The sequence below is a fragment of the Paenibacillus catalpae genome (assembly GCF_900112695.1).
Taxonomy (GTDB): Bacteria; Bacillota; Bacilli; order Paenibacillales; family Paenibacillaceae; genus Pristimantibacillus; species Pristimantibacillus catalpae.
On the sequence record NZ_FOMT01000003.1, the window covers coordinates 118248 to 138277 of the forward strand.

The 20030-nt window shown below is 49.9% G+C and carries 22 protein-coding genes; 15 read left to right on the forward strand and 7 right to left on the reverse strand.

Features of this window, described 5'->3' with window-relative positions:
* Positions 1–12: 12 nt before the first annotated feature.
* On the forward strand, positions 13–330 hold the full coding sequence (gene ppnP, locus BM200_RS14275; RefSeq protein ID WP_091186591.1) for a pyrimidine/purine nucleoside phosphorylase: 318 nt from the start codon (positions 13–15) through the stop codon (positions 328–330).
* Positions 331–594: 264 nt separating this feature from the next.
* Here ppnP and BM200_RS14280 read toward each other — a convergent pair whose 3' ends face one another.
* A complete protein-coding gene (locus tag BM200_RS14280; RefSeq protein ID WP_139230785.1) occupies positions 595–1494 on the reverse strand; it encodes an NAD(P)-dependent oxidoreductase in 900 nt (299 codons plus the stop codon).
* A 186-nt stretch (positions 1495–1680) separates the two neighbouring features.
* On the opposite strand from BM200_RS14280, the gene BM200_RS14285 reads away from it, so the two are divergent.
* The 6 genes from BM200_RS14285 to BM200_RS14310 all read left to right on the forward strand — a co-directional run bounded on the left by BM200_RS14285 (position 1681) and on the right by BM200_RS14310 (position 7727).
* Complete coding sequence (locus BM200_RS14285) at positions 1681–3030, forward strand: glucose-6-phosphate isomerase (RefSeq protein ID WP_091186595.1); 1350 nt, start codon at positions 1681–1683, stop codon at positions 3028–3030.
* Positions 3030–3662 carry a YigZ family protein gene (locus BM200_RS14290; protein WP_091186597.1) on the forward strand — a complete coding sequence of 211 codons (633 nt, stop codon included), beginning with the start codon at positions 3030–3032 and terminating at the stop codon, positions 3660–3662. The genes BM200_RS14285 and BM200_RS14290 overlap by 1 nt, the downstream gene beginning before the upstream one ends.
* A 264-nt stretch (positions 3663–3926) precedes the next feature.
* On the forward strand, positions 3927–4742 hold the full coding sequence (cysT, locus tag BM200_RS14295) for a sulfate ABC transporter permease subunit CysT (protein ID WP_091187866.1): 816 nt from the start codon (positions 3927–3929) through the stop codon (positions 4740–4742).
* Between the two features lie 2 nt (positions 4743–4744).
* Positions 4745–5542: a sulfate ABC transporter permease subunit gene (locus tag BM200_RS14300; RefSeq protein ID WP_091187868.1), complete on the forward strand. Its 798-nt coding sequence runs from the start codon at positions 4745–4747 to the stop codon at positions 5540–5542.
* A 3-nt stretch (positions 5543–5545) separates the two neighbouring features.
* The gene (locus tag BM200_RS14305) at positions 5546–6610 is read left to right on the forward strand and encodes a sulfate/molybdate ABC transporter ATP-binding protein (RefSeq protein ID WP_091186600.1); all 1065 of its coding nucleotides are present in this window, start codon (positions 5546–5548) and stop codon (positions 6608–6610) included.
* 55 nt (positions 6611–6665) lie between these two features.
* Positions 6666–7727 carry a sulfate ABC transporter substrate-binding protein gene (locus tag BM200_RS14310; protein ID WP_091186602.1) on the forward strand — a complete coding sequence of 354 codons (1062 nt, stop codon included), beginning with the start codon at positions 6666–6668 and terminating at the stop codon, positions 7725–7727.
* A gap of 69 nt (positions 7728–7796) precedes the next feature.
* Here the strand turns inward: BM200_RS14310 and BM200_RS14315 are convergent, their stop codons facing one another.
* Positions 7797–8603 (reverse strand): Cof-type HAD-IIB family hydrolase, encoded by an 807-nt coding sequence (locus tag BM200_RS14315; protein WP_091186605.1) that lies wholly within the window; start codon positions 8601–8603, stop codon positions 7797–7799.
* A 177-nt stretch (positions 8604–8780) separates the two neighbouring features.
* Here BM200_RS14315 and BM200_RS14320 point away from each other — a divergent pair, with 177 nt between their 5' ends.
* From BM200_RS14320 to BM200_RS14335, 4 genes are all read left to right on the forward strand, one after another.
* Positions 8781–10199, forward strand: a complete 1419-nt coding sequence (locus tag BM200_RS14320) for a S41 family peptidase (protein WP_091186607.1) — start codon at positions 8781–8783, stop codon at positions 10197–10199.
* Between the two features lie 96 nt (positions 10200–10295).
* A complete protein-coding gene (locus tag BM200_RS14325) occupies positions 10296–10517 on the forward strand; it encodes a DUF1450 domain-containing protein (RefSeq protein WP_091186609.1) in 222 nt (73 codons plus the stop codon).
* Between the two features lie 93 nt (positions 10518–10610).
* Entirely contained in the window at positions 10611–11114 is a 504-nt protein-coding gene (locus BM200_RS14330) for a ferritin (protein WP_091186611.1), read from the forward strand.
* Positions 11115–11186: 72 nt separating this feature from the next.
* Positions 11187–11735 (forward strand): hypothetical protein, encoded by a 549-nt coding sequence (locus BM200_RS14335; RefSeq protein ID WP_091186613.1) that lies wholly within the window; start codon positions 11187–11189, stop codon positions 11733–11735.
* Here the strand turns inward: BM200_RS14335 and BM200_RS14340 are convergent.
* Entirely contained in the window at positions 11726–13810 is a 2085-nt protein-coding gene (locus BM200_RS14340) for an ATP-dependent helicase (protein ID WP_245773026.1), read from the reverse strand. The two genes, BM200_RS14335 and BM200_RS14340, sit on opposite strands and share 10 nt — an antisense overlap.
* A gap of 94 nt (positions 13811–13904) precedes the next feature.
* Here BM200_RS14340 and BM200_RS14345 point away from each other — a divergent pair, with 94 nt between their 5' ends.
* The 3 genes from BM200_RS14345 (at position 13905) to fur (ending at position 15703) form a co-directional block, all read left to right on the forward strand.
* Positions 13905–14471, forward strand: coding sequence for a GNAT family N-acetyltransferase (locus BM200_RS14345; protein WP_091186615.1), 567 nt, complete (start codon positions 13905–13907; stop codon positions 14469–14471).
* Positions 14472–14551: 80 nt separating this feature from the next.
* On the forward strand, positions 14552–15088 hold the full coding sequence (locus tag BM200_RS14350) for a GNAT family N-acetyltransferase (RefSeq protein WP_245773027.1): 537 nt from the start codon (positions 14552–14554) through the stop codon (positions 15086–15088).
* 144 nt (positions 15089–15232) lie between these two features.
* Positions 15233–15703, forward strand: coding sequence for a ferric iron uptake transcriptional regulator (gene fur, locus BM200_RS14355; protein ID WP_091187871.1), 471 nt, complete (start codon positions 15233–15235; stop codon positions 15701–15703).
* Between the two features lie 49 nt (positions 15704–15752).
* Here fur and BM200_RS14360 read toward each other — a convergent pair whose 3' ends face one another.
* Positions 15753–16085, reverse strand: a complete 333-nt coding sequence (locus BM200_RS14360; protein WP_091186620.1) for a DUF1904 family protein — start codon at positions 16083–16085, stop codon at positions 15753–15755.
* A 148-nt stretch (positions 16086–16233) separates the two neighbouring features.
* Complete coding sequence (locus BM200_RS14365; protein WP_245773028.1) at positions 16234–18099, reverse strand: prenyltransferase/squalene oxidase repeat-containing protein; 1866 nt, start codon at positions 18097–18099, stop codon at positions 16234–16236.
* 119 nt (positions 18100–18218) lie between these two features.
* On the opposite strand from BM200_RS14365, the gene BM200_RS14370 reads away from it, so the two are divergent.
* Positions 18219–18566: a hypothetical protein gene (locus BM200_RS14370; RefSeq protein ID WP_091186622.1), complete on the forward strand. Its 348-nt coding sequence runs from the start codon at positions 18219–18221 to the stop codon at positions 18564–18566.
* Positions 18567–18619: 53 nt separating this feature from the next.
* Here BM200_RS14370 and BM200_RS14375 read toward each other — a convergent pair whose 3' ends face one another.
* Positions 18620–18916, reverse strand: coding sequence for a DUF6509 family protein (locus BM200_RS14375; protein ID WP_091186624.1), 297 nt, complete (start codon positions 18914–18916; stop codon positions 18620–18622).
* A gap of 13 nt (positions 18917–18929) precedes the next feature.
* Positions 18930–19892, reverse strand: coding sequence for an RluA family pseudouridine synthase (locus BM200_RS14380; RefSeq protein ID WP_091186627.1), 963 nt, complete (start codon positions 19890–19892; stop codon positions 18930–18932).
* Between the last annotated feature and the right edge of the window lie 138 nt (positions 19893–20030).

Consider the following 20030-nt stretch of genomic DNA (forward strand, 5'->3'; position numbering starts at 1 on the left):
GCTAACCATACAATGTCGCAATTTGAAAACGTAACGGTTGTCAAAGAGGCTAATGTTTACTTTGACGGTAAAGTAACTAGCCGTGCTGTTCTGTTTGCAGACGGCACGAAAAAAACGCTTGGCATTATGCTTCCTGGCGACTACGAGTTCGGCACGGATTGCATTGAAATCATGGAAATCCTGGCTGGCGACCTGAAAGTACAGCTTCCTGGGGAAACAGAATGGCTGCACATTCAAGGCAAAGGTGAATTCACCGTTCCGGCCAACACGAAGTTCAAGCTTCAAGTAGCGGCTGTATCTGACTACTGCTGCTCTTACATCTACGAATAGCATCGATTGAAAAAGGGGCCGTCCCATCGTCATAAATATGACGATGGGACGGCCCCTTTGTAATTAGGTTAAATTGCAAACTGCGCATCCGAATGTTCTTCCGATCGCCATTGCTCGGGGGTTCCTTTGAATTAAAGAAGTAAGGTTGGAATCCCCTCACAAAAGCGACCGCTTACGCTTCTCCAGAATCATAAGAAATCAAAACTAAAAGTGGCCATGCTTTAAAAACGGCATGGCTGCTTTTAGTATCTCAATGAAATATTTTTACTTATCTCCGCCGATCTTGCGGCCGATCCATTGCTCGTAGGCTTGCGTAACGCTGCTCATGTCGAGCTCTCCGAGTCCCATGGAGTCACCGACCTGGAACAAGCTCTTGGCGGCTTCCAGCATCGGTGTAGGTACTTTCAGGTTATCTGACAATACGGAGGACAGACGGAGGTCTTTCAGCATAAGCGCCAGGGAAAATTGGACATCATAGTCGTTAGCGAGAATTTTCTCGCCTTTCAGCTCAGCTGTCCGGCTTGCTGCGCCGCCCGATTGCACCAGCTCAAAGAACGCGCTGCCGTTAATGCCGCCGCTGGCTGCAATTGCCATGCCTTCAGCAAGTGCCGCCATATTGATGCCAACAATCGTGTTATGAGCGAGCTTGGCGGTAGCGCCGCTGCCGTTAGCCCCCATATGTATCACTTTGCGTCCCATAGCAAGCAATACGTCTTCGACGTCTTTAAGAGCTGCTTCCGTACCGCCAACCATAAACGTCAATGTACCGCCTTCTGCAGCAGGCTTGCTGCCGGTTACAGGAGCATCAAGGAAAACGGCGCCTTTCGACTCTGCCGTCGATGTCAGCTCGAGAGCCAGTGAAGGAGAGATCGTGCTGCTGTCAATCAAGATTGTGCCCGGACGAACTGCGCCGAATATACCATTGTCTCCAAAATACACCTCGCGGATCGCCGCATCATTGCTGATCATCGTAATGACAATTTCCGATTCACGAACGGCATCGGCAGGGGAAACTGCTTCCTTAGCCCCACACTGAATCAATTCGCCGGCTTTTCCGGCCGTCCGGTTGTAGACGGTAACTTCATAACCGCTGCGAAGCAGGTTCGCAGCCATGCCATTGCCCATAACGCCAAGACCGATAAATCCGATTTTTTTCATGTACATTTCCCTCCATTGTATCTTTATTATGATGATTAATTCATCAAGCTATAAAAGCTTTTACTAATCATTATAGATAATCTTCATACCTTTTTCATTGTTTAGTCGCTTGTTTTTCAAATCTAAATCCGATATTCTAAAGGCTAAGACAAGCAGGTTACTGAAAAACATTATCAGGGAGGCCTTTTTCTCATGAGTAAAACAGTAAAATTCGATTACACGAAAGCACTTGGCTTTATTGGTCAACATGAGATTGATCATTTGACAGAACAGGTTCGTATCGCCCACGAACAATTACATAACGGTACTGGCGCAGGCTCTGACTACCTCGGTTGGATTGACCTGCCTTCTAATTATGACAAGGAAGAATTCGCCCGCATCAAGCAATCCGCCGAGAAAATCCAATCCGATTCCGAAGTACTGGTTGTTATTGGTATCGGCGGTTCTTACCTCGGCGCGCGTGCAGCGATCGAAATGCTCTCGAATTCTTTCTACAACCTGCAGACGAAAGAACAACGCAAGACGCCTCAAGTTCTGTTCGCAGGCAACAACATCAGCTCGACTTATGTGACTCACCTGCTTCAATTGCTCGAAGGCCGTGACTGGTCGATCAACGTAATCTCCAAATCCGGTACAACAACAGAGCCGGCGATTGCTTTCCGTATTTTCCGCGAAGCGCTGGAGAACAAATACGGCAAAGAAGCAGCTCGCAAACGGATCTATGCAACAACCGACCAAGCAAAAGGCGCCCTGAAAAAACTGGCGACTGAAGAAGGCTACGAGTCGTTTATTATTCCTGACGATGTAGGCGGACGCTATTCCGTGCTGACAGCAGTAGGCCTTCTGCCAATCGCCGTTGCCGGCATTGACATCGACGCGATGATGCAGGGCGCAGCTGACGCATCGAAAGAATACAGCAACCCGAACCTCGCCGAGAACGAGGCTTATCAATATGCAGCAGCACGTAACGCCTTGTACCGCAAAGGCAAAGTAACGGAAATTCTCGTTAACTACGAGCCTAACCTGCACTTTGTATCCGAGTGGTGGAAGCAGCTCTTCGGCGAAAGCGAAGGCAAAGACTACAAAGGTATCTATCCGGCATCCGTTGACTTCTCGACAGACCTGCACTCGATGGGCCAATTCATCCAGGAGGGCAACCGCAATATTTTCGAAACGGTTATCCAAGTGAATGAAGTAGCGGAGCATATCACAATCGGCAGCGACCCTGCTGACCTCGACGGATTGAACTTCCTGACAGGCAAAACAATGGACTTCGTCAACAAGAAAGCATTCCAAGGTACGCTTCTGGCTCATACAGACGGACAAGTGCCTAACTTTATCGTAAACATCGCCGACACGACACCATATACGTTTGGTTACATGGTGTACTTCTTCGAGAAAGCCTGCGGCATCAGCGGTTACCTGCTGGGCGTAAATCCGTTCGACCAACCGGGCGTTGAAGCGTACAAACGCAACATGTTCGCGCTGCTCGGCAAACCGGGCTACGAGAAAGAAAAGGCTGAGCTCGAAGCTCGTCTGTAATGCTGGAGCGTTATTCAACGGTTAGAGCGCAGGGCAGTGAAGAGATCGTTATCAAGAAGTCCCGTTTTATCGGCTATGCAAAGCCGGTGGAGACGGAGGAGGAAGCCGTCCAGTTCATCGATGAGATTAAACGGCTTCACCGGAGCGCGACTCATAACTGCTCGGCTTACGTTGTCGGGGAGCGCGATCAGCATCAGAAAGCCTCCGATGATGGTGAACCAAGCGGAACGGCGGGCAAGCCGATTCTTGAGGTCATCAAGCATAAAGGGTTGAAAAATGTTGCTGTCGTGGTAACCCGCTATTTCGGCGGTATTATGCTTGGAGCCGGCGGACTTGTCCGTGCTTATACGGATGGCGCTGTAGCCGGGATCGAAGCGGCCGGCGAAATCGTGCAGGTGCTGCACCGCGAAGTTTTTGTGGATGTGGACTACACCTGGTACGGCAAAGTGGAGAATGAACTTCATGGCCGGGGAACGCGTCTAGGCGGAACCGAATTCACGGATCGTGTTATTGTGAAATGCCTGCCCGTCGTGTCAGAGGCGGATGCCTTTGTCGCATGGATCACCGATATGACGCAAGGTCAGGCTGTTATAACAGAAGGCGAAGAAGTCTATTATATTGAAGGCGAATAAAAGAAAGCCGCAGGTTGTCTTGGTTTAAAGACAACCTGCGGCTTTTTGCAATTCCTCCGCAGCCAAAGGATGAAATACTCTAGAAAAAATGGACAGCCTTCTTACGCAGAAATTGTAAAAATGGGATTGACTAGACCAGTTGTTGTCTGCTAAATTTAGAATACCAAGTGAGTTAATAGGAATTGTAATGAATAATTGATCATGATTACGATGAACAAGCAAACACCTGCGGCTCGAGCCGACGGTTTGGAGGTCATTAGCAGCATGAATGTCATGTTTCGCAGCAAGTGGTGGAGCTTCGGATTTCGAAGCGCGATTATGCTCTACTTTTTTATCTTAATTGTACTTCCCATTATCGGAATTTATTCGCAGTCGATTTCCAGTGGTTTCGTGCCATTCTGGGAGAGTATATCGGATCCTCTTGCATGGAAGGCAGTCCTGCTGACCATCAAGCTGGCGCTTATTGCTACCGTCATTAATGTGCTGCTGGGTTCCATGATCGGCTGGGTGCTCATCAGGTACCGTTTTCCGGGAAGAAGGATCTTGAACAGCTTGGTTGACCTGCCGTTCGCGCTTCCGACAGCGGTTACCGGACTTATGATCTTGCTTTTGCTTGGTCCAGGCAGTTTCGTCGGCGAGCTTGCTTCGAAGATGGGCTTCGAGATTGTATTCCATCAGCCGGCTATCGTTATAGCCATGGTCTTTGTTACTTTTCCGTTTGTGATCCGGGCTGTGCAGCCTTTGCTTGAGGAGATTGACAAGTCGGAAGAAGAAGCAGCCTACACGATGGGGGCTACCAAGCTTCGGACGTTCTTCAGCGTTATTTATCCTTCGATGCTTCCGGGTGTAATCAGCGGTGCGATGCTGGCTTTTTCGAGAGCGCTGGCGGAGTTTGGGGCTGTTGTGCTTGTAGCAGGCAATATTCCGGGAAAGACGCTGATTGCCGCCGTTTATATTTTCGGAGAAATTGAAAGTGATAATCCACAAGGAGCTGCAGCGGTTTCCGTAATGCTGCTGACGCTTTCGTTTATCATTTTATGGACGGTCAACCTGATTCAATCGAGGAGGCCGGGAAAATGACAATTAGACGAACGTGGATTGGCCTTACGTATATTGTTTTTACCTTATTGCTGATTATTCCGCTTATTGAAATATTTACAGGCTCTTGGGCTGACGGCTGGAGCGGCTTTATTGAAGGTCTGACCCGCAAGCAATCGCTGCATGCCCTTCAGATGACAGCCAGTATCGTCGTTGTTGTAACAGTCATTAACACGGTGTTTGGCGTGATGCTGGCACTGTATCTGGTTCGTGCCGAGTGGATTGGAGCACGCATGAAGCGTCTGCTCAACAGCATCGTCGATTTGCCGTTTGCCGTATCTCCCGTGATTGGGGGCTTGATGATTGTTCTCTTGCTCGGTCCTAATACGGTGATCGGTGCCTTCTTTGAGGATTCGGGATTTAAAGTGGTGTACGCTTTGCCGGGGATGATTCTTGCTTCCCTGTTCGTCACGTTCCCTCTGATGGTGCGTGAAGTACTGCCGGTGCTGCAGGAAATTGGAGCGCAGCAGGAGGAGGCGGCATCTACACTTGGTGCTTATTCGTGGTATACGTTCTGGAAAGTCACCTGGCCGTCAATCCGCTGGGGAGTAATCTATGGCGTTGTACTTACCGTCGCCAGAACGCTTGGCGAATTTGGTGCGGTTCTGGTCGTTTCAGGAAACATTATGAACAAGACGCAGACTGCGACGACACTCGTGTATCAGGACGTGGAGAACTTTAACGTAGTGGAGGCCAATGGCGTAGCTTTGGTGCTTGCGGTGTTCTCGGTAGGCCTTCTCCTCTTAATGGAATGGGCGAAAAAACGAAAGGAAGTGCATTAAGCCATGCATATTGAAGTTCGCAACCTTAACAAAAGCTTTGGCGATTTCCATGCCGTGCAAGATGTCAGCTTTGAGATTGAAAAGGGTCACTTGATCGGACTTCTTGGTCCAAGCGGCGGCGGCAAGACGTCGATTCTTCGTATGCTGGCCGGCCTTGAGACGCCAACCTCCGGCGATATCATTTTCCACGGCAAACGTGTGAATGATCTGCCTCCGCAAGAGCGGGGTATTGGCTTCGTATTTCAGAACTATGCTTTGTTTAAGCATATGACGGTGTATGAGAACATCGCTTTTGGTCTGAAGGTCAAAAAGCAGTCCAAAGAACAAATCCGAGAGCGCGTATCCACTCTGGTTGAGCTTACCGGCCTCAAAGGCTTCGAGCACCGTTACGTGCATCAGCTGTCCGGCGGTCAACGCCAGCGTGTTGCTTTTGCCCGCGCACTTGCTCCCGAGCCTCAGCTCTTGCTGCTGGATGAGCCGTTTGCGGCGATTGATGCGAAGATCCGTACCGAGCTTAGGACCTGGCTGAAAGAGATGATCGAGCGTGTCGGCATTACGTCTATCTTCGTTACTCATGACCAGGAAGAAGCGATTGAGGTGGCGGACGAGATTATGATCATCGGCAAAGGCCGGCTTGAGCAGAAGGGTACCCCTTGGGAAATTTATAAAAATCCGCAAACCCCGTTTGTTGCCAGCTTCATCGGCGAATCGACGATTGTGGAAGATATTAAAGTGTTAAAAGGCTTTGACGCTGCTTTGTCTTATCCGGGTACTAAGGCACTGATTCGTCCTGAATATATTGAGATCGGCAAGCCGGGCGAGATTCGCCTGCAATCTGCAACGGTGAAGGCAACAGTGAAGGCTTTGCATTTCCGCGGCAGTGAATGGATGGTTGAGCTGCTCGTCGATAATGTAAAGCTTATCACGTACCGCTCGCTTGAGAAGGAAGTGCTGCAGCCCGGGGAGCAGGTAAGCGTGCTTGTCCACCGTGCGTATCTCTTTAACGACAATGACAGCTGGATTATGGAAAACAGCCTGAAGGTTGACCCAATGCCGATTCATATTTAAAGATACCGTTTACGCTTGGCTATTATCTTTTAAGCAGAAAGAGTTGTATACGAACATGAATATAAATCGAAGAGCAAGCCGGCGGATTACCGTGCTGCTCCTTGCCGTACTGATGCTAATCGCAGCAGGCTGCGGCAAGGAAGAGCCGAAGCAGCCCGCCGAGTCTACCGCACAAGACGGTGATGTAACGCTTGTCATCGGTGCCTATTCCGTGGTGAAGGATGCGTTCAGCGAACTGCTGCCGCAATTCCAGGCCTACTGGAAGGAGCAAACCGGTCAGAAGGTTGTATTCCAGGAATCGTATGAAGCTTCAGGGACGCAAGCCCGGGCAATTGCGGGGGGCTTCGAGGCGGACGTTGCGATTCTGGCGATGGAAGGCGATCTCGATAAGATTACGGATGCAGGCTTCATCACGCAGGATTGGAAAGCTCAGCCTAATCACGGTCTCATTACGAAATCGATTGCTGTACTCGGTACAAGAGAGGGCAATCCGAAGGGGATTAAGGATTGGGATGATTTAACCCGCAAAGATGTTAAGGTGCTATATCCGAATCCCAAAACCTCCGGCGGCGCACAATGGGATATTAACGCGATCTACGGTGCCGGGCTTAAGAAATCCGAAGCGGAGACCGGCACGAAGGATCCGGCATTCGCCAAGAAGTATCTGGCGTCCATTCATAAGAATGTGGAATCGCTCGATAAGAGCGGCCGTGCTTCTATGGCAGCATTCGAATATGGCGTCGGAGATGTTATCGTGACGTATGAGAATGAACTGCTTGCCCGTATTATGAACGGCGTGAAGTATGATATTGTTGTTCCGAAGAATACTATCCTGATTGAAAATCCGGCAGCTGTAGTGGATAAGAACGTTGATAAACACGGTACACGCAAAGTAGCCGAGGCGTTTATCTCTTATCTGCAAAGCGAAGAGGCGCAGCGTACATTCGTGAAATACGGTTTCCGTTCGGTTGACGAGAAGGTAGCCGAAGAGTCGAAGGATAAATATGTCGTTCCTGAAGGATTGTTTGATATCAGCTATTTGGGCGGCTGGAAGGAAGTCCGCGCATCGCTCTATTCGAAGAAAGGCATCTGGTACCAGGTGCTTGCGGGGATCTAGGTTTTAAATGAGAAAAACTCCATGGTGGAAGCTTCGCTTCCCTACCATGGAGTTTTTTGCTGCACATATTTACTTGGCAGCAGGCTGCAATACGAATTTCTCAATGACATGGCGTACGCCTTCTTCATTATTCGTAAGCGTAATATAGTCCGCAATTTCCTTCAGCTTAGGCGTGGCGTTGCCCATCGCTACGCCAAGACCGGCTGCTTCGATCATCTCGTGATCATTCCACGCATCGCCAATCGCAATGGTCTGATCCAGCGTGCAGCCCAAATGCTCAGCCATAAAGCGGAGAGCATGGCCCTTGGTACCTTCCTTATGCATGAACTCGAGATAGTGGGCTTTGGATTTCGTAATATGAACTCGGTCGCCAATCATCGGCCTCAGCTGCTCGGCAAGCTGATCCAGATAAGCCGGCTCATCAATAATCAGCATTTTGTTGTTTGGCTTCTCCAGCAAAGCTTCAAAATCTTCAGCCACGACATACGGAATATTGGTTAAAGTCGAGTACTTGATGGCTTTGTCATTCGCTTCTTTCACATATAAAATATCATCCGCATAAAGCTGCAAATGGAGGCCGTGCTCCTCTGCAAAAGCGTAAAGCTCCTTTGCCGCATCCTGGGGCACGCATCGCTCGTACAGCACCTCTCCGTCCAGCAGGGTTTTGACCAGCGAGCCCTGATAGGTAATGATCGGGACATTCAGCTGGATCTGGTCGGCAATTTTTTTCGCGGAAGCGTACATCCTTCCGGTTGCCAGGGTAACGGTAACTCCTTGTGCGATAGCGTCCTCCATCGCTTTTTTTGTGCCTTCCGTTACCTTTAATTCATCATTAAGAAGCGTATCATCAACATCGATTGCAATTAATTTGTACACGTACTCTCTCTCCCGTCTCTGTATCGTCCAATTCCGAAAGCTAGGTTGATTGTAGCGAAAATAATAGTCCGGTTCAAGCCTGTTAAGGACATGCCTCCCCGCTATATTTGCTCCGCAGACCCCAAATAAGCTACAGTAGAAGACAGAACGATCAGTCATAGTCAGGAGTGACCCTAAGTGAAAGAATTCTCGAATGAGGCAGCGAAGCAGCGAATTATAACGCTGGCGATTCTTGGTGCATTATTATTTACGATTATCGGATTTATTCTTGGCTGGATCTGGATGGAAGTACGGTACCCGATGCTGAGGGAGCCGGCCTTCCGTAATTTTACGGTATCCTACAACACCATCATGGATAAATATTTAAACGGCGCGAAGTCGGAAGAGCTCATTAACGGCGCCTCTCAAGGCATGCTTGCTTCACTAGGTGATCCTTACTCCAGATATTTGATCAAGGAGCAGGGCAGCGCATATACGCAAGGCTATGAAGGGGAATTTTCCGGTGTCGGTATTACCCTTCAGGAAGCGGACGGCAAGTTTATCGTAGCCAGCATTACAGAAGGAGCACCGGCAGAGCGCGGAGGAGTCCATGCGGGGGATGAAATCGTTGGCGTGAACGGGATCTCTATTAAAGGGAAAGCTTATAATGACATCATAACGATTCTTCGCGGAGATGTCGGAACAAAGGTGAAGCTGACCCTGCACCGCGGAGGCGAAGCCAAGCCTGTTGAGGTGGAGCTTACGAGGGAAGCTATTGCCGTACATACCGTATCGTCGGAAATGCTTAGCGGAGGGATTGGGCATGTAACAATCTCGAAGTTTGGCGAGAAGACGGACGATGAGTTCAAAACCGAGGTGGAGAAGCTGCAAAAAGAAGGGATGACGAAGCTGCTGCTTGATCTTCGTTCCAATCCCGGCGGGCTGCTTCAATCTACGATCCAAATAGCGAATATGCTTGTACCTAAAGATAAAGCGATCCTTGAGGTTGTATACAAGAACAACAGCAAGACGATTACCTACCGTTCGAAGCAGGATAAACCTTGGACAATTCCGATTGTCGTCCTTGTAAACGGACAATCTGCAAGTGCCAGCGAAGTTCTGACAGCAGCGCTGAAGGAATCTGCTGGCGCGACGGTTGTGGGGGAGAAGACCTTTGGGAAAGGGATTGTTCAGACCTTCCAGCAGTTTAAAGACAAATCGGTTCTCAGTCTGACGGAGGCACAGTGGAAAACACCTGGCGGCACTTGGATCCATAAGCAAGGCGTAACACCGGATGTCAAGGTGGCGCTGCCGGCTTACGCAAACCTCAGCCAGCTTCCATTTGGAACAGAGCTTAAGACCGGCAGTTACGGGGAAAATGTGAAGACGCTCCAGCTGATGCTGCAGGAGCTGGGCTATACGCCTGTTGGCGATACCGGTTTGTTTGATGAACGGACCGCAGATGCGCTTAGCCGGTTCCAGAAGGACGAGAAGCTGGCGGATACCGGTAAATTCAACGATATGACGGGTTATCGGATTCTCGAGCTGCTGAGCGACAAGCTGAAGGAAGAGGATACGCAGCTTCACAAAGGGATCGAAATTTTGAATAGTAAATAAGCAGCCTCCGTATTCGCTATTGACAACGGGAATGATAATTATTATCATTTCTTATAGAATGTATTACACCGTTGCGCAGCGAGGTGAGCCGGCTTGATGAAGAAGATCAAATACTGCACCCGGAATTTGAAGAACGGGACAAAGCCCGTTTACAAGGCCATGAAGGCCAAATATCCGGAAATAAAGATGAAGAAGAAAGACTGTCTGGGCAACTGCAGAACCTGCAAGCGCGAAAGCTTTGTGATGGTTAAGTCGAAAAGCATCTGCGCATCAAGCCCGGACCAGTTGTATAAAGAGCTTAAGAAGATGATCGGATAATCAAATATTTTGGATAATTTTACAAAGGACGGCTTTTGCCGTCCTTTCTGTTTGTGTTAGAATAAGACAAACAAGGAAAGAGGTGCATAAGCGATGAATGATAACTTAGCAGAAGCGCTCAATGAACAGATGAATTTTGAATTTTATTCGGCGCATGTGTATCTTGCAATGGCAGCATATTGCTCCGGCGAAAGTCTCGATGGATTCGCGAACTTCTTCATTATTCAAGCGGAAGAAGAACGATTCCACGGTATGAAAATATACAAATTCCTGAATGACCGCGGACGTCGTGCTACACTTACAGCGCTTGGCGAACCAAAGAATGAATATGCGTCGATGCTTGATGCTTTCGAGCACGGCTACGCGCATGAGCAGCAAAATACGAAACGCTTCTACAACCTGGCTGATATCGCGCTGAACGACCGCGAGCATGCAACGATGTACTTCCTGAAGTGGTTCATCGACGAACAGGTTGAAGAAGAAGCATTGTTCGATAACATTATCCAGAAGCTGAAGCGGATCGATAAGGACAGCAATGCCTTCTACATGCTGGATGCGGAATTCGCACAGCGTTCGTTTGTGGCACCAGCGGAATAAAAGACATCATGAAAGAACAGGACCTGGCAGTAACACTGCCGGGTCCCGTTTTTTTTATGAGGATAAGACGAGGTGAATGCATTGTTGTTTACAGCTCAGCGCTTATTAGGTTTTGCTGCTCTATTATTTGGCGTTTTCATGATGTTTGTAACATTACCGCTTGGGCTTATCTTTGCAGGCGCAGGTTTTGTGCTTATATCTTTGGCCGAGCTTGTCCGAATGCAACAGGGTACTTATCATCTGGCATTAGGGCTCCCATACAAGAACGAACAGATTAATGAAATAATTAAACGCAGTACACCTGTGAAGGTGTTCTCGACTGGCTTGAGCATCCATCCATTCGACGGTACGGCGTATCCGCTGCTTCAGCTTCACGGAGAATCTTATTTACGGGCTAAGGCCTTTATTCCCTACATAGAACAGAGTGAAATGGAGTACCGGTTTTCCTTCCCGGATGTTGACCCGGTACTCCTCCTATGTGAGCCCCGCTGCGGACAAGGCAGCAGCTTGTTTCAGTTTAATGAACAGGTATTCGTTAAGCTATCGGCATTGCCCTTGACTATTAAGAGAGAAGGCGACAGGCTGCGGATTGAAGTCGCATCACAGCCGCATCAGTTATAGGCATTTATAATAAATGAGGATACCGCCGCGGGCTTGCCGCGGTAATAAGCGGGAGAGCTGATATACAGCTCCTCTTCTGCTCTTGTGACGGCCACGTAAGCAAGTCTTCTTTCTTCTTCCATTGCCGCTTCCGCGATGTTGTCGCCAGCTTGAATGGCACTGCGGTCGCTGTTCTTCTCCGCCGTGATCGCCGAGCTGTGAGGCAGAATGCCTTCGGATACTCCGCACACAAATACGACCGGAAACTCCAGTCCCTTTGATTTGTGAATGGTCATGAAGTTGACCGCATCGTCATTCCTGCTGCCCGATTTCATCCGCTTCATCTCTTCATGCTTCGCAGCAATTTCGTCGACGAAGGAGAGGAATGTTCCAATCTGATCAAACCGCTTCGCCGAGGCCTCGAGCTCATCCAGCATTTCTTTCAAGGAATCCTTGTGCTCGGTTAAGGCTGGACCGCTTTTGTTCGCATCAAGGAATTGATCGTAAAATTCAATGCGCAGCCGACGGATTGCGGCCTCCGGCTTAAGTCTCTCCAGGGAACGGATCAATTTGATCCGTTCTTTTATTTTCTCCTGATGGAAAGACTTAATATCGGGGAACCGGGTCAGGTGAATAAGCGGCCATTTCTTGGCCTGTTTCTTATCCTCGTTCCATATAAACGCCATCGCTTGATCCGGGCGGACATACATCGTGGCAAGCATCGCTTCCATGGCATCGAAGTTGCGGCGGTCAATGGACAAGCGAAGATGGGCGATAACCGGCTTAATGACCCATTGCTCATACAGGGATTCACCGCTGCCGTAATCGATAAACGGCACCTGGCGGATGACCAGCTGGTCGAACACCGCCCGGCTGCTGCTGGCTGTTCGGAACAAAATCGCAAAGTCGCGGTATGAGCGGTCTTTTTTCTCCTTCTGCTGCAGCAGGGTGTTTACGATGAGATCCGCTTCATCATCGCTGTTGCCGGGCCTTGCGTATACCGGAGGAAGGCCATGAGGCCTTGCAGTCAGCAGTGTTTTGCTCCGCCGCTGTTTATTATGACGGATAACCGCGTTGCCAAGGCCTACGATTCCCGAGCCTGAACGGTAATTAACGTCCAGGATGACATTGGTTGCGCCGGGGAACTGCTGCTCGAAGTTCAAGATGTATTCATTACGCGCCCCGTTAAACGAGTAGATCGTCTGGTCATCATCGCCAACCACCATCAGATTCCGATGCGGCTGAACAAGCAGCTTGATAATCTCATATTGGATCGTATTCGTATCCTGGAACTCATCAATCATGACGTAACGGAAACGGTGCTGCAGCATGGAGAGAAGCTTCTGATCCTGTTTCAGCAGCTGATAAGCCTCCAGCAGCATATCATCATAATCGATGAGATCCGCTTCCCGTTTCCATTCTTCATAACAGGTAAAGATAAGCTTAAGCTGCCTGTCCTCCTCCGTTTTCTCCGGGAGGTCCGAAACGGGAATCATCTGCATCTTATAAGAGGAGAGTAAAGTAATCAGCGTTTCCGGCTGGTACGTTTCATGCAAATTACGCTCCCGCAGCAGCCGTTTGAAGTAAATTTGCTTGCGTCCGGTTTCACCCAGAATGTTCTGCTTATACCCGCGTCTGCGAAGCAGGAGCAGGCAGAAGGAATGAAACGTACGTGCTTCGATACGCGAGGCTGCCGTCTCCCCGATATTCGGCAATGTGCTGATCCGAAGCTTCATTTCGTCGGCCGCTTTTTTGGAGAAGGTCATGAGCAGCAGCTGCTGGGGCTGAATGCCGCGGACCGACAACATATACCCTGTCCGGCAGACGAGGACGGACGTTTTGCCTGAGCCTGCGCCGGCGAGTGTCAGAATCGGGCCGTCAATGTGGCGGACGGCAGCGATCTGCCGTTGGTTGAGCCGAATTCCTTGGCTCTCCAGGGCCCGGAAATAGAAGGCGTCCTTATCGGAAGCCGGAACCAGCTGCTCGCTTGTATCTGCGGCAGCAGGCGCGGCAGGTACGAGATTTTTATTTACGACTCCATAAGGGCGTTTGTAGTAAATTTTATTGTTGGAATTTGTTGCATTGTTCATGTTCATTGTCTGTAATCACCTGTTGTCGATTATAGCATGATAGAATGGATGTTCGTACGTTAAACTGGAATTATTAATATTTGGAGAGGAACGTGACAGCATGATTGGACCGGCAGGCAAGGAAGATGTGGAGCAAGTAATGCCGCTCCTGCATGAAGCAATCGGCAATATCGCCTGTTCGCTTGCAGGAGTAGAGGATGAGGCGGAAGCGATGCGGATATTGGCTGATTTTTATAGGGAAGAGGGAAACCGGGTCAGCTACAGGAATGTGATTGTAGACAAAAGAGATGATGCTGTTGCGGGCATAGTCGTTTGTTATGCCGGGGATAAGGCGGAGGAGCTGGATCAGCCTCTTATTGAGCGCGTGAAACGGGTAACGGGAATTGCCGATTATTCGATCCTGACCGAAACCCGTCCGGGCGAGTTCTATTTGGACTCCATTGCTGTACATGCGTCGTTCCGCAATCAGGGGATCGCCAAAGCTCTGATGGCGGCTTTCGAGCGGGAAGCCGTGAAGCAGGGCTACAATCTCGTCTCTTTAATCGTCGAGGAATATAACGGTCAGGCACGTATGCTCTATGAAAAAATGGGCTATAAGGAAGATGGTGAGCTGATCGTCAGTGGTCATCGCTATACGAGAATGGTAAAGACTGTATCCGGAGAATAAAGGCGAGGAAAGAAGGAATGGGGCGAGTTGTGTCGAAAATGTAGAACCGGCGTAATATTAAACGTATTGGGTGATACATAATGAACTTAATCCCTTCTTCGTGGAGTACCCCGACTTTTAGTTGTGAAGATTTGCAGCCGTTTGAGATCGGCATGATGCAGGAGTTATACATGGCAAGTGCGCCGGTCACCTTATGGGACGGCAAAGAGCATGATCCCCATTACATCGAGCGTTCCTATCACGAAGGCATTCTGCCGGAAGGCGGCGTGAAGGAGCAGTTCCGGATTCAGACCATCAGGCTCAAAACAACAGAGGAAATTGTCGGCTTCATCAGCATGTATCACGGCTATCCGCAGTCCGATTCGCTTTATTTGGCGATGATGTGCATAAGCGGAGATTTTCAGAATCAGGGCTACGGCCAGGAAGTGATGAAGCATTTTCTGCTTGAAATCGGGCTGTTGGGCTATTTCGAGATCAGGGTTAATGTCTCACTCCGCAATTGGGCGGGTCTGCGGTTCTGGACCAAATCCGGCTTTAATCTGATCAGCGGCATCTTTGGCGACACGGAATTTGCAGAGGGCAAATTTGCGGATATCGAGCTGATTAACCGTTGGTGATAAAAAGCTGTGAATTTTTAGATGTCATTGTGTAATGATTATAACTATGTTAAGATTGTAATTATTCTAAATTATAATCATTCTAAATAAGATGGAAGTACAGAGTATAATGAAGCACAGGAAAGGCGGGTGAGCTTTACGATGATCGAGGAACAATTAGAAACGATCAACCGTCAACTAAGAACAAAGGGTTACAAATTAACGCCGCAGCGGGCAGCGACCGTTCGTGTATTGCTGGAGAATGAGAAGGATCATCTGAGTGCAGAGGATGTCTACATGCTGCTTAAACGCAGCAATCCGGATATTGGACTTGCAACGGTCTATCGTTCCCTGGAACTGCTGAGTGAGCTGCATGTTGTGGAAAAAGTGAATTTTGGCGACGGCGCGACGCGTTACGATCTTCGCAGCAGTGATCAGGAGCATCACCATCATCATCTGATCTGTACCGAATGCGGTACGGTTGAGGAGATTAAGGATGACTGGCTGCTTCCGATGGAGAATCGGATTGCAAAGGAATTCGGATTTAAGGTATTGGATCACCGGCTTGATTTCCATGGAATTTGCAAAGCCTGCAAAAGCAAGGCAAGCGACAATGACCATAAAGCGGTATCTTAAAATAATAAGGAGCCTTGGGATCGATGGATCGACCCAAAGGCTCCTTTTTTTATTCACATGGCTTGCCGTTTATGTAGTAGCTGTCCTCGCGATAAGTGCGGAACGCAACCTCCACCTCATCCGTTCCGATACTTGCCAGATATGTGGTGATCGCTTGCGCGAAACGGTCACGTACAGCTTGTCCGCGCTCGAACCAGCCCACTTCCACAAACGGGTAGGATTGTCCTTCGTCAAGGCCTCCGAAGATAGCGGTCGTGTGAATGTAGTCCATCGTAAAATTATCCGTACCGCACTCGCATATGGAAGCCAGTTCTTCTGCCAGGGCAAGGCTGACCGTTGAAAGCCGTTCTGCGGGTATTCCCCGGAATAATAGTTGCGGCATAATATGCTCACCTCTTTCCTTCATTGCTGTCTAACCAATAGATTACCTTGACCCGGCAACAGATTGCAATGGCGGTTGCGGACTTTGCTGTTTTTGCGTTATCGTTGAGAGAAGAAAGGCCCCCTTATGCAAGGGAGCCTGCCGGAATTCAACTGTATTTCAGCCAAATATTGCTGAGGGCAAGCAGCGGCCAAATATAATTGTTGCTGGCATAATGGACGTAGACACTGCCGGGAAGCGCTCCGCCCGTGGGGTAGGTGTAAGTCCAATCATGCCGGTCAAGAGACTGTAAAAGGGCTTCGACACCGCGCTCAAGGGCCGGTGTAGGCTTTGGCAGCGCGGCAGTCAGCCCATCAAGCGCCCATGCGGTCTGAGATGGTGTACTGCCGTTTAAAGGGACGTAACGTCTGACTTTATCGCTGATGCAGGATTCACCCCAGCCGCCATCCTCATTCTGGACTTCAAGCAGCCAATCGACGCCTTTTTTGACAGCCGGATGATCCTCCGCAATGCCTACAGCCGTCAGCCCCTGAATAGCGGCGCTTGTGCCATGTACATATGTGATGCCCCACCGGCCATACCAGCTTCCGTTGCTTTCCTGCTGGGACAGGACCCAACGGATAGTGGATTCGATCCAGCTGTTGCCGGCATTCATGCCAAGCTCCTGGCCGAGAAACTGCAATGTCCTTGAGGTCAAATCGACGGTAGAGGGATCAACGGCGATATCCTTGGCTCCGTCAAAAGCAAAAAAGTTGATCGGAAGCCGTGAGCCCTCCCGCTCAAAAGCCGGCCAGCCGCCATTATCGTTACGCATCGTCAGCACCCAGTTCAATCCGCGCTGCCAGTCCGCCTGAAGCTCCGGCGTACGTGAGCTGTAAGGCTGAATAGCGCGCAAAGCGGCGGTCGTATCATCCACATCCGGATAAAGGGTATTCACATTCGAGAAGCCCCAGCCGCCTGCAGGTGTCCCTGGATTGCGGATGGCCCAGTCCCCAAGCTGGCTTTGCTGTCTTTGGCGCAGATAGGTGCCGGCGTTCTCCAGTGCGGTTGAGGTCGGGTTTACTCCGGATTTGCGCAAGGCATGAACAAGCATGGCGGTGTCCCATACCTCGGAGGAGGCAATCTGCACATGGCTGTTGTTGCACATGACAGAACGGATGCCGGTTACCATGCGGTGAATCAGTGGTGAGCTAGGGGAATAACCGAGCATAAGAAGTGCCAGAATCATAAACATGGTAGCTGTTGTATAGGTAAGCAGCGTGCCGTCCGGTTCGAGACGGTCGAACATGAACTGAACCGCCTTCTCCTGCGGGGTAGGCGATTCGAACGGAAGCAGCTCGGACAGGGATAAGGATCCGACCAAGGTGGCAAGGGCTGCAATCCATGGCGAATCATTCTCGAATTTCTTCGAACTGCTTGCAAACAGATCGGACAGATCAGGCATGGACGCGCTGGGCTGCGTGAACTGGGCATTAGCCAGCATAATGATCGGTACGATATGTACGCGGGCATGCCCGGACAAGGAGTACAGATCAATACCGATCCCATGCTCGGAGAAAAAGACCTCCAGAGGAATGCGCATCGACTTCGGCCATGTTGCCTGACCTGCCGAGGCGAGAATGGCTTGCGTCAGAAGAGAACGGATTTTGGACAAGCCGCCCTTGCTTAGAATAAACTGCTTGGCTCGTTGCAGCCGCGGGTCCTGCTTGGTCAAATAACCGGAGTAAAGCAGAGCAAAATAAGCTTCGGAAGTAGCATCCAAATTGCCGTCTTCTTCGTCCGGGTATATTTTCCACGCACCGTTAGGAAGCTGTCTGCTTAATATCCGCTGGGCTATTTGTCGAATAAGGGCTTCGCCCTGTCCGTAACCAAGCATCCGGAGAATAATGATGAAGTAACTGTCCGGCATCGTGCCGGAATCAAAGCAAAGGCGCCATGCGCCATCCGACGATTGCAGCTGCAGAAGCTCACTCTGCATTCGTTCGATCCTCGCGCGGATCCGATTCATATCCATATTCCGCATTCATTCCTTTACTGCGATGATATTGCTGCTTGTAATGTATATGCGGGAGCCCGCGGGGAAAGCCTTGCAACTTTCCATGCGTTACCATAATGAGAGGAGATGTTGGTCCGATGTACGACATTACAATTGATTTGTATAAAAACTGGATTGATACCGTTAAGGAAGTGTTCAAAGGTTCAGGTCATCCGCTTCCGGGAGACCTGAGCGACACGGAGGTTGCTATTGCGTATTTCCGCCAGACCGCACAGTCGGATGAGGAGGCGGCAGCGCAGCAGCAGTTAAATGAAGAAAGGCTCAGGGGCATGCAGCAAACGATTATGGACAACTTCGAGGAGGTTGTGCTGCCGGATATCAGGAATCGGACGCGTTACTCAGGCAGCCGGTTCTGCTTCCAATGGGTATACAACAATGGCGAACATATTGTCGAGGAGTATTCCTCTTACCGTATTCCGTTGTAACAGAAAAAAGAGGCTGACCCGATAGACGACCGGGCAGCCTCTTCCTGTTTCAGTTATTCATCCGCTTCCTTGTAGTGCTCTGCGCAAAAGGCGAGCAGCTCCTGCTCTTCTTCATCCTCTAATTCGAAATCGAGCAGCTTCTCCGTAACCCGTTCAATCAGCTCGTGCTTGATCAGGCGGCCGCCGCTTTCCTCTGCACTGTATACGGCCCGGATATAAATGCCGCTCTTCGAATACAGCTCATCTTCCTCATCCAGATCAATATCAATCAGGAACTCATAACGGCGTCCGGATAAAATACCGAATGGATCTTTAATAAATTCTACGCTATAGCCTGTAATCTCAAGCATTGGTTATCATCCTTTACTTCTTCTGTCTGGTTTGGGCTGTCTCGTTCCGAAGCGGATTGTAGAACAGCTTGGGAATACCGGTATCAAACTTCAGCATTTCCCCGGTTACCGGGTGTTCAAAAGCAAGAATACGCGCATGCAGGCCAAGACGCCCGATCGGTTTGGTCCGGGAGCCGTATTTTTTATCTCCCGCGATAGGGTGCCCGATATCCTCCATATGGACGCGGATCTGATTTTTACGGCCGGTCTCCAGATGAACCTCCAAGAGGGAGAACGCTTTGCCGGGCTGCAGCAGCTTGTAGTGGGTAACCGCATGCTGTCCGTCGTTGGGGTACGGGCTGGAGTACATCTTCAGCGTCTTGCTCTCTTTCAGCCAGGAGGTAATGGTCCCCTCTGTCCGTTTCACTTCGCCTTCGACAAGCGCGACATAAGATCGTTCCTTCACGATGGTCTGCCACTCTTCCTGAAGCTTCTGCTGCACGGCTTCGCTTTTTGCGAACATCAGTACCCCGGAAGTATCCCGGTCGAGACGGTGAACGATAAAGATCCGGTTCTTCGGATCTGCCGTGCGGACATGCGCCATAAGCTGGCGGTATGCGGTCAGATCGGCTTCCTTGTCCGAAGCGATCGTGAGAAGTCCTGCGTCTTTGCTTGCGACAATGACATGATCATCCTCGTGCAGGATCGTAAGTCCGATGAAGGGAACCTTCTCCTGCTCCCGTTCTTTGCGGATGACCACGGTTTGTCCCGGCTGAAGCTGATAGTTATATTTCGTTTCAACGTGATCATTCACGTAAACTTGTCCATGCGCGAGGAGCGATTTGACCGAATTGCGGCCCTGGTTCAAATGAGCCAGTAAAAAAACGAGCAGCTCAGATGCCTCGGTGACGGCAAACGACTTGTTTGGCGCCGGATTCTTGGCCTGGGTGCTCTTGGCCTGACTATTTTTAGCCGGGCTATAGGGTTTCTTTGACATGAATTTACGTTCCTCCTGCTTTGTCCAAAACATGGGTTGCAAACCAACCCGTTTACTTGGCTTCTTCAAGCTTGACTGCTATCACTATACCATGACAAGGCTGGCAAATTCTACGCGGAGGGCTTCATATTGCGTTCA